We start from the raw sequence: 9,941 nt of genomic DNA on the forward strand, positions 1-9,941 counted from the left end.
ACCCGGATCATGCACACCCTGCCGCTGGCGCAGACCACCCAGCGCCTCACCGCACACGCCCGTCAGCCCAGTCACCTCCGCAACACCAGCCGCCGGGACCGCCGTCCACAGTCAGCGCCGACTACCGGGCCGAGCGGGTGCGTGCCTGCATAGGGAAACCTCGCCTGCTCAACGAACTCATCGACGAGCACGGACGCCAGGGCCCGGAATAACACCTGATCCACGCACACCGCCGACGTCTCGTCGGACTCCCACTGCGAAAACCGGTGATAGCAGGTCTTCCACAGCCCATACCGCTCCGGCACCCGACGCCACTCCGCGCCGGAATCGACCCGCCACAGAACCCCGTTGATCACCCACCGGTGATCAAGCCACCGACCACCACGCTGCGGAACCATGCCGGGAAGCAGCAGCGCGAGCCGCCGCCGTTCCACATCGGACACATCACCAGCCACGCCACACCAGACCCGCTTCAAGATCCATCAGATAGGCCCTAGGATGACGCCGCTCACCAAGAATGTGTTGACGACATGACCGATCCCCCGCTCCTTCATGTCGTTCACGAAGATGTGGACTCCGTTGAATACGCCGGTCAGGCTGTCGCAACCATGCGGTCGAACCACTCGAACGTGGTGTCGGCGATCTCCCGCCGATTCGGTCCGATGCTGGCTTTGTTGACCAGGATGTCAACGGGGCCGAACCGGCCTTCCACGTCCTGCTTGAGTTTGATCCAGCCGTCGCGGTCGCGGGCGTCGAGCTTGAATGCTGGAACCTCTGCGCTCCGACGGCCAAAGTCGGTCATCAGTCTCCGATCGACCAAATTTGCGTTGCACGCCCCGCTGGCAGACTCGCCGCCGGTTGTCAGGAGTGTTTCCTCCCGAACTGACGTGCGTCGCCGTCTCGGGCTGTTCACTCAGGCGCTGACGGCGGCACGTTCTGCGGTGGGCTCGGCGGTCTCAGGGTGTCGGCGGTTCCGGGCGCGCTTGCCGATCTCGAAAACGGCGAGGACCGCGGCGACGGCGACAGCCCAGACGGACAGGTGCCCTACCCAGGTCCCGGTCTGGGCACCGTTGAAGTAGATGATGCTGCGGATGGCCTCGAAAGCGGACGAGCCGATCCACCAGCCATGCAACTCGTGCCAGAAGCCGGGGAGCATCGCCGCCGGGACGGGGCCACCGGAGCTGGGGAAGTTCAGCGCGACGAGCACGAGGATCACGCCTAGGACGGACACCTGGCCGAGGATCCGGGTGAAGAGGGTGGCGATGAGTCCGGCGGCAAGGGTGTAGAGCATCATGACGGCGAGGACCGCGGCGATGTCGGCGAAGGTGGCACCGAAAGCCCCGAGGAAGATGCTCATGACCGCGAAACCGACCAGGGGTGCGGCGACTGCGGTGACCACGTTGGCGACGATCAAGGACCCCAGCCGTGGGACCGGCACGATCTGAGTGAGGGCGGTGACGGTGAGAAAACCGGCGACCGTGGCGATGATAATCAGGAAGAACAACGACGATCCGGTGGGGTCTTTGCCCGCCAGCGGGGCGACATCTTTGACAGTCACGGTGCCGCCGAGTTGCTGGGCTACCTGACCCGCGAGCGACTCGACGGTGCCGGCGGTGAGCTTGCTGCCACCGGAGGCGATGACCGCGGTCACAGTGTTCCCGTCGACGCTGATGGCGCCGACGGAGTCGCGGTCGGTGACGGCGGTGACCGCGTCGGTGAGCGATGCCCGCTGGGTGATGCTGAAAGCACCGCCGGTGCGCTGGTCGATGGCATCGGCGAGTTGCTGGGACACGGCGGCCGGGCCGGCGATGGTGAGGGCGAAGCCGTTCGGCGTTGGTGCGTGCAGTGCGCTGGTATAGCTCAGGCTAAACGACAGGATGAAGAACAACGGCATGGCGATCAGGGCGCCGATACGCACGGCCAGCGGCGCCGAGCGTTCAGGCACGACGGAGTTCGGGCTGATCACCATGTCAAGGTGGTTCTCCGGCATCGTCAGCGGCAGCAGGTGCCGGTCACCGGCGGCCGGGAACGCGGACAACGCGGCAAGGTGCACCCGATGACGGCGCACCGTCCTGGTCAACGCGACGATGGTGACGGCGGCCAGCAGCGCGACCGTCCACGCGGCCAGTTGCAGTATCCAGCGGGTGGCACCGTTCCCGCCGAAGTAGACGATCGATCGGAACGACTCCATCGCGCCAGCGCCGAAATAGATGCTGTGCAGGTTCTGCCAGAAGTCGGGCAGCATGTGCGCCGGGATGGCCCCGCCCGCGCTGGGGAAGTTGAGGAAGACGATGAACCCCATCACGGCGAAGGTGATCCAGGTGTCGAGGAACTGCCCGGCCAGGATCATGGCGCACGCGACAGTGAACACGTAGAGCATGGCCACCCCGAGCAGCGCGGCGATCGCCCCGACACCAGCGCCGTACGAACCGACGAAGATCGACATCAGCGCGAAGGTCAGCACCGGCGCGGCGACCGCCGTGGCGGCGGCGGCGACGAACTTGACCCGCAGCCCGGCGGCCGGCCACACCTGGTGGATGACGACGATGACCAGGTAGCCGCCGAGCGAGAGGACGATCAGCAAATAGAACAGTGCCGTGCCGAGCGAGTCCTTGCCCGCCAGTGGTGCAACGTCGCGCACCGTGCTCGTCACGCCGAACTGGGCAGCGATCTGTGCACCTGCCGCCTTGACCGCCGCGCTCTGCGCCGTGCCTCCGCCGCCAGCGATATAGGTCGTCACGGTGAACGTGGGTTGCGCCCCGGCGGCCTGGGAAACCGCGACGCTGATCGCGCCGTCGGCCCTGCGTTCACGCACGGCTGTCTCGGCTGCACCCGCGACGTCGGTCTCCTGCGTCACGTACGACCCGGCCTCGAGCTGTGCCGCGATCGGCGACACGACCTGCTGCGGCCCCACCACGAGCAGGTTCAGGTTGTTCGGTGCCGGCGCGTGGAACGCGCTTACATACGCCAGCGGGAAACACACCACAAAGAACAACGGCAGCAGGAACGACAGGAACAACCTGCGTCGCGTCGAGCGCCGCTTAACCCGCTTGCCTTCTTCCTCGTCGGCGCTCTGCGCCAGCGCTGATGCCTCAGCCACCATGACCCGTCCCTGGTTGGTGTCAACGTCGTTGACACCAGTAGAGCCAGCTGCGCACATTTTTGTCAACGCCATTGACTCTATTTTCGCGGCACGACAGGATGGTTTGCATCACAGGGCAGGGAGAGGGCATGCAGCAGCACGACACCGCAGGCGGGGCAGCAGACTACGTCCCAGCTCCCCGGCGAGGCAGGCCACGATCGAACCACGCCCAGGACGCCATTAAGGCCGCAGCCAGCAGACTGTTCGCCAAAAACGGCATCACCAGCACTTCGGTGCGCGACATCGCCACCGAAGCCGGCGTCGACCCCGCGCTCGTGATCCGCCACTTCGGGTCCAAGGAAGCCCTGTTCCTGCAGACCATGACCATCAGTACGGACCTGGGTCGTCTCGTCGGCGGCCCCCTGGGGACACTCGGCCGCACCACATTGCAGCACTTGTTCGAGGACACCCAGGAGTCGATCCTGCCGATCTACCGAGCACTGCTAGGCGCTATCGAACGGCCCGATGTGCGCGCTTACGTCGAGACAGCCCTCGAGAAACAGCTGATCGAACCGCTGCGGGATCGCCTCGCCGGACCCGACCGCGATCTACGCGCTCGGCTCATCGCCGCCCAGATCAACGGTTTGCTCCTGCACCTCGCGGTCGCACCGGATCCCGTTCTCACGGCCACTCCCGCGCCCCTGCTGCTTGATACCTACGCCCGCGCCCTTCAAGCACTCATCGACGACCCGCGCACCCACGACGCGCCAGGGTCGTGACGCAATCGAGATTACCGCGAGGCGCCTGGTATTCGGCCAGCCGCGGCGTGGTCAGGACACAAGCCGGCAGTTGCACCGGTCGCAGCCGAGCGCCGACGCCGGCGGGCCTTCGTGTCGGCCAGGTGCAGGCGGTGCTCGGCGCGGATCGCCCGGCCCGAGACCAGCAGGCCGTGCCCGTCCGGGCCGGCCACCGCGTAGGGGTGGATGATCCCGAGGTCGACGCCGGCCACCCGGTCCGGGTCTGGGCCGGTACCGTCCGGGTAGGCGGCGACGGGCACCTCGGCGGTGACCTCGACCCACAATCGGCCGGCGTCGGCGAGCAGGGTCACGGACCGCACCTGGTCGGCGGGGTACGGCACGTCGCGGTCCAGCCGCAGCCACACCGGCGGACACCCGGCCGCGGCCGGCACCCGCAGCCTGCACCCGGAAAGGCCGAACGTGCCGTGATACCAACGGATCGGCACCAACCCACGCCGCCGTCGCGGGAACCGCGCCGTCTCGTCGCCGGCCCGGCGGCGTTTCGCCGCCGCGAACCACGCATCCGAGAACCGGCGCAACACGGACCGGGCCCCGACACTGTCCAGGTCACCGAACGTGCCCGGACCCGACGCCGCCAACTCACGGCACAACCCCTGATACGACACCAGCGGCGCATCACGGCGCTGCCACCGCCAGGCGTTGATCTCCAGCACGCACGCCCAGACGTCGCCGGCCGAGCGCAGCAGCCGGTAACAGCGTTGCCGCTGCGCCCGGGTCAGCCGCAATCCGACCCGGGCCGTGCGATGCACCACTCGTGGCGCGTCCGGGTCCCTACGGCGAGGCATACCCGCATCACACCACACAGGTACGACAAAACCCGCCAGCAGGAACCCGGCCAACGTTCGTGGACGCAGCAGTAGCGGCGGATGGCGCTCAGATACCGGTCGATGCCGCTCTTAGCTCAGCGCAAGCACACCAAGTCCTCCGACGCACCTAGGAGGCGAGATGTCTCGGCGTAGCTGCGCCCGGCGAGCTTGGCGCGTTTGAGTGCGGCCTCCGGTGAGAGGATGGATCCCGCAAGCCAGTTCGCTTCCTCCTCCTGTCGCTCGTTGAAGTCGCCCATGACGCGGTCGGCGAAAGCGAGTAGCTGGCCGTGCTGGTGCTGCAAGATCAGATGGCTCGGCTCATAGCACAGCGAGTTGTTGATCCGGCCGACGTCGTGGGTGGGGTTGTAGACCACCAGAGTGCCGGTAGGAAGCGTGATACTGACGGCGGACCACGCACGATGATGCTGAATCAGCAGCTCCTCATGGTCTTCGGCTCCGAGTGACGGCAGGTCGGCCGGGGTAAGGATCTTGGCGCCGTGGTGGGCCGCAAGTGCCCGGGGATCCAGTGGTTCATACGGTGCCAGCGATAGCAGCGCACGCTGCTCGGTAGCGATTCGCTGCGACCGCGTCTTGAACCCGCGCACCAGCAACGATGTTGCTGTCGGCACGCCTCACTCCTTGCCTGCAGCGAGGTGACCGTAATCCGCGTAGGCAGCCCTTATCAGCGCAGCGAGGGCTTTAGCGGTCGATGGGGGCAGCGTACGGTCCGCACGCAGGTGCGCCTCGATCGCCTCAGCCCCGCTAACTTCCCGGTCTCGGTCGATGAACAGGTCTGCTGACACCCCGAGCCACAGGACCAACGCGGCGAACGTGACGGTATCCGGGGACTTTGCCGTTAAGGACCCCAGACAGCGTGGCGGCACTCACGCCCGCTTCGTTTGCCGCTTCTCGCAGCCTCAGACCGTCGCGCGTCAGCCGGTTATCGACCAACGCGGCGAGTTCAGCGATGCGTAGGGGCCTACCGCTACGCCGCCGTCCGACAGCACGGGATCGACGCGTTCAAAGCCGCGCCCCAGATCACCAAAGCTTCTCTGTCTCCGCATGGTCGCTTCGTTGCGCTCGGCTGTCGACTTCATCGAGGCCACGGCTGGCCGGGCATCGACCGACCGCTTTCAGGTCCGGTCCCGAGGGCACCCGCAATCGCATCGAGATAAAGGTAGGCTAACCTTACTTGCGTGCGTTCCAAGGTCATCGGGCAATTCGCGGTCTTCGTCGTGGCGGTGGCCGCGTTGGGCTGCGTCGCCGTGCTGAGCTTGATGGTGGGCCGGCAAGCGATCTCGCCCACGGCGGTCATCAGCGCGCTTGCGCCAGGCGCTCACGGCGACGTCGCCGACATCGTGCGCGGGCTGCGCCTCGAGCGCACCGCCATCGGCCTGGTCACCGGACTCGCGCTGGGCGGCGCTGGCGCGCTCATGCAGGCCCTCACCCGCAATCCGCTCGCCGACCCTGGTTTGCTAGGGGTCAACGCTGGCGCCGCCGCGGCGGTCGTCACCGGGTTTGCGTTCTTCGGTATCTCCGACGGGTTCACGCAGACCTGGCTCGGGCTTGTCGGCGCCGCCCTGGCATCCGGCGTGGTCTACCTGCTCGGCAGCGGCAGGCGCGCTGCCGCCACCCCGGCACGCCTGGCGCTGGCGGGGGCCGCGCTCACCGCCGTGCTGTTCTCGTACATCAACGCGATCGCCATGCGCGATCAGGCGAGCTTCGACCAGCTTCGGTTCTGGGTGGTGGGTTCGGTGGTCAACCGTGGTTACGACCGGCTCCTCATCGCGCTGCCATTCATCACGGTGGGCGTCGTGATCGCGTTGCTGGTGACGCCCGGGCTCAACGCGCTTGCGCTGGGGGAGGAGAAGTCCCGCGCGCTCGGCCTGGGTGTCGGACGTGCCCGGGTCGCGACCGCCATAGCGATCACCTTGCTGTGCGGCGCGGCTACTGCGGTCGCGGGACCCATCGCCTTCGTCGGGCTCACCGTGCCGCATGTCGCGCGCTTCCTGGTCGGTGCCGACCAGCGCAAGGTCGTGCCGCTGTCGATGCTGATGGCCAGCGCGTTCCTGGTGCTCTGCGACACCTTAGGTCGCGTCGTCTCGGGCGGCGCCGAAGTGGAGGCGGGCATCGTGACGGCCATCCTCGGCGCCCCCGTGTTCATCGCGCTGGTGCGCCGCCGGTCGCTGGTGGCGGCGGCATGATCGATGCCATGGTCGTCGCCACCGCCGGCTGGTCGATCCGCGTACGGCGTCGCTCGCTGCTGGTCTGCGTCACGCTCACGGTTGCGGTGTTGGCTGGGATCCTGGTGACGCTCTCGGCCGGGGTCAATTCGTTCCCGGTATCCCGAGTGTTCGCGGTCTTCGCGGGCCACGGCCTGCCGGCCGAGAATCTCATCATCGGCGAGCTGCGCCTCCCCCGGGCGGTCACCGCCATGCTGGTCGGCGTCGCGCTCGGCGTCGCCGGCGCGCTCTTCCAGTCGCTGACCCGCAACCCGCTCGGCAGCCCCGACGTCGTCGGCTTCAACTCCGGCGCGTCGACTGGCGCGCTCGTCGTCATGCTCGTCCTGCACGCAGGCGCCGGCGCGGTGCCGGTCGGCGCGATCGCCGGCGGCGCGATCACCGCGGCCGTGGTGTTCCTTCTCTCATCCCGGCACGGGGTGTCGCCACTGCGGCTCGTCCTCGTCGGCATCGGCGCGGGCGCGCTGCTGAACTCGCTCAACTCGCTGCTGATCGTCCACTCGCAGCTGTACGACGCGCAGAGTGCCTCGGTTTGGCTGGTCGGCAACCTGGCCGGCAGCGGCTGGGACGAGGTGCGGCTGATCGGTGGGACGTTGCTCGTCGGCCTCGTCCTCTGCGTGGGCCTGTCCCGGCCGCTCAGCCTGGGCGAGTTCGCCGACGACCGGTCGATGAGCCTCGGCCTACACGTGGGCCGGACACGTACGGTCGCAGTCGCCACCGGCGTGCTGCTCGCCTCCGCGGCCGTGGCCATCTCCGGACCGATCCAGTTCATCGCGCTCTCGGCGCCGCAGGTCGCCCGCCGGCTCACCGGTGCGCCGGGGCCGAACCTCGCGGCTTCGGGCATCACCGGTGCCCTATTGCTGGTGGTCGCCGACTTCGCGGCGCGGGAAGCGTTCCAGCCGCGGCAGCTGCCGGTCGGCGTGCTCACCGGGCTCGTCGGCGGCGTCTACCTCGCGTGGCTGCTGGGCAGCGAATGGCGGAAAGGACGCGCATGACCGACACGAGCCAGCGGCTTCGGGCGGAGCAAGTCACGCTCGGCTACGACGGCCGCCGCATCGTCCACGACCTCGACCTGGCCGTCCCCGATGGCTCGTTCACCGCGATCGTCGGCGCGAACGGCAGCGGCAAGTCCACGCTGCTGCGCGGGCTTGCCCGCCTGCTCAAACCGCAGAACGGCGCGGTCGTGCTGGACGGTAAGGCTATCCACGACTACCCGCCCAAGGAGGTCGCTCGGCGCCTCGGCCTGCTTCCGCAGTCGCAGGCCGCGCCGGACGCGATCAGCGTCGCCGATCTGGTGGCCCGGGGCCGGTATCCGCACCAGTCGCTGCTGCGCCAGTGGTCGCCGGCCGACCAAGCTGCTGTGGACGCTGCGCTCGAGCTCACCGGCACCGCCGACCTCGCGGCCCGCCCGTTCGACGAGCTCTCCGGCGGGCAGCGGCAGCGGGTCTGGCTGGCGATGGCCCTCGCGCAGCGGACCGACATCCTGCTGCTCGACGAGCCCACCACCTACCTTGACATCGCGCACCAGATCGAGGTGCTCGACCTGTGCCTGCGCCTGCGGGCAGAGCGCGGATGCACCCTCGTCGCCGTCCTGCACGACCTCAACCTCGCGGCCCGCTACGCCACCCACCTCGTGGCGATGAAGGACGGCGGGATTGTCGCCGAGGGCGATCCCGTCACGGTCATCACCCCCGACCTCATCGAGGTCGTCTTCGGACTTTCTTGCCGGGTCATCGCCGATCCGGAGTCCGGCACGCCACTGGTCATCCCGCGCCTGACGTCGCGTCACCTTCCCGAGAGGAAACCCGCACCATGAAAAGACGATCCACGCTCGTCGCCGGCGTCACTGTCGTGATCGCCGCGTCGCTCTCCATAGCCGCCTGCGGTGGCGGCTCGGACACCACCTCGACGGCGTCGAGCGCGGCCCCGGCCAGCCCGTTCGAATACAAGGACGCGCTCGGCAAGACCGTGTCGCTGCCCACCACTCCCGCGACTGTGGTCGCGCAGAGCAGCGTGGCCGCCGCCCTGTGGGACGCCGGCTACCACGTCGCCGGCGCCTACGGCGAACTCAAGCCGGACGCGCACGGCAAGCTCAGCTACCAGGCCGGCTCGCTCGACCTGAGCAAGGTCAAGGTTATCGGCAGCACCTACGGCGAGTTCGACACCGAGAAGTACGCGCTGATGAACCCGCAGCTGCTCATCGACTATACGTTCGACAACAAGAGCCTCTGGTACGTCCCGGCGGCGCAGTCCGAGAAGATCCTCGGCCTCGCGCCGGCGATCGCCGTGCCCGGCAACTACGACACCACCGACTCGGCCATCCAGACCTTCGTCGACCTGGCCGGCAAGCTCGGCGCCGACCCGAAGAGCGCCGAGCTCCTGCAGGCGAAGACCAGCTACGACACCGCGCTCAAGGACGTCGCGGCGGTCGCGGGTTCCTCGAGCCTCAAGGTTGTCGTCATGTCGCCCGGCAAGGACAGCCTCTACGTCGCCTACCCCAAGTATCTACCCGAGCTGACCACGCTCAAGAAGCAGGGCCTCGACGTGATGGACCCGATCAAGCCGGACGAGACGGTGTTCACACAGTACAGCTGGGAGAAGGCTCCCGACTTCAGCGACGCCGACGTCATCCTTGTCGACGCCCGCACCTACGAGGCGTCCAAGGCCGACCTCGCAAAGATCCCGGTGTGGGCGCACCTGCCTGCGGTCCAGGCCGGCCAGGTCTACCCGTGGTACGCGGCGGCGCCGTACTCGTACGCGTCCTACGCCAAGGTCTACGGAGAGCTTGCCGGGGATCTGAAGAACGCCAAGAAGCTCGGATGACGACCTCCCGGTTCGTCTCCGTCGACGGCCACAGCCTGCATCTGAGCAGTGTGGGCGACGGCGACACCACGGTGGTCTTCGAGGCGGGCCTGGGACTCTCCGGCGCGTGCTGGGGCCTGGTTGCCCCTCCGGTCGCCGCGCATGCCCGCACGGTGGTCTACGACCGTGCGGG

The 9,941-nt window shown here is 68.2% G+C and carries 10 protein-coding genes; 5 read left to right on the top strand and 5 right to left on the bottom strand.

The annotated features are described in order from the left end of the window. Positions 1–71: 71 nt before the first annotated feature. From ABZS66_RS57995 to ABZS66_RS58005, 3 genes are all read right to left on the bottom strand, one after another. Positions 72–455: a transposase gene (locus tag ABZS66_RS57995; RefSeq protein WP_354772972.1), complete on the bottom strand. Its 384-nt coding sequence runs from the start codon at positions 453–455 to the stop codon at positions 72–74. A gap of 137 nt (positions 456–592) precedes the next feature. After that, a complete protein-coding gene (locus ABZS66_RS58000) occupies positions 593–802 on the bottom strand; it encodes an SDR family oxidoreductase (RefSeq protein WP_354772974.1) in 210 nt (69 codons plus the stop codon). Between the two features lie 111 nt (positions 803–913). Then, on the bottom strand, positions 914–3,103 hold the full coding sequence (locus ABZS66_RS58005) for a hypothetical protein (protein WP_354772976.1): 2,190 nt from the start codon (positions 3,101–3,103) through the stop codon (positions 914–916). 128 nt (positions 3,104–3,231) lie between these two features. Here ABZS66_RS58005 and ABZS66_RS58010 point away from each other — a divergent pair, with 128 nt between their 5' ends. Further along, positions 3,232–3,861, top strand: coding sequence for a TetR family transcriptional regulator (locus ABZS66_RS58010; RefSeq protein WP_354772978.1), 630 nt, complete (start codon positions 3,232–3,234; stop codon positions 3,859–3,861). 11 nt (positions 3,862–3,872) lie between these two features. On the opposite strand, the gene ABZS66_RS58015 is transcribed toward ABZS66_RS58010, so the two are convergent. Next, a complete protein-coding gene (locus ABZS66_RS58015) occupies positions 3,873–4,685 on the bottom strand; it encodes a hypothetical protein (RefSeq protein WP_354772980.1) in 813 nt (270 codons plus the stop codon). Between the two features lie 116 nt (positions 4,686–4,801). After that, on the bottom strand, positions 4,802–5,335 hold the full coding sequence (locus ABZS66_RS58020) for an ImmA/IrrE family metallo-endopeptidase (protein WP_354772982.1): 534 nt from the start codon (positions 5,333–5,335) through the stop codon (positions 4,802–4,804). Positions 5,336–5,902: 567 nt separating this feature from the next. On the opposite strand from ABZS66_RS58020, the gene ABZS66_RS58025 reads away from it, so the two are divergent. From ABZS66_RS58025 to ABZS66_RS58040, 4 genes are read left to right on the top strand one after another with little or no spacing between them, the layout of a single operon-like run. Further along, on the top strand, positions 5,903–6,910 hold the full coding sequence (locus ABZS66_RS58025; RefSeq protein ID WP_354772984.1) for an iron ABC transporter permease: 1,008 nt from the start codon (positions 5,903–5,905) through the stop codon (positions 6,908–6,910). After that, complete coding sequence (locus ABZS66_RS58030) at positions 6,907–7,941, top strand: iron chelate uptake ABC transporter family permease subunit (RefSeq protein ID WP_354772986.1); 1,035 nt, start codon at positions 6,907–6,909, stop codon at positions 7,939–7,941. The genes ABZS66_RS58025 and ABZS66_RS58030 overlap by 4 nt, the downstream gene beginning before the upstream one ends. Continuing rightward, positions 7,938–8,762 carry an ABC transporter ATP-binding protein gene (locus tag ABZS66_RS58035; protein ID WP_354772988.1) on the top strand — a complete coding sequence of 275 codons (825 nt, stop codon included), beginning with the start codon at positions 7,938–7,940 and terminating at the stop codon, positions 8,760–8,762. Before ABZS66_RS58030 ends, ABZS66_RS58035 begins: the two co-directional genes overlap by 4 nt. Then, entirely contained in the window at positions 8,759–9,769 is a 1,011-nt protein-coding gene (locus tag ABZS66_RS58040; protein WP_354772990.1) for an ABC transporter substrate-binding protein, read from the top strand. The genes ABZS66_RS58035 and ABZS66_RS58040 overlap by 4 nt, the downstream gene beginning before the upstream one ends. Positions 9,770–9,941: the final 172 nt, after the last annotated feature.

It is taken from the genome of Dactylosporangium sp. NPDC005572, from assembly GCF_040605515.1.
Taxonomy (GTDB): Bacteria; Actinomycetota; Actinomycetes; order Mycobacteriales; family Micromonosporaceae; genus Dactylosporangium.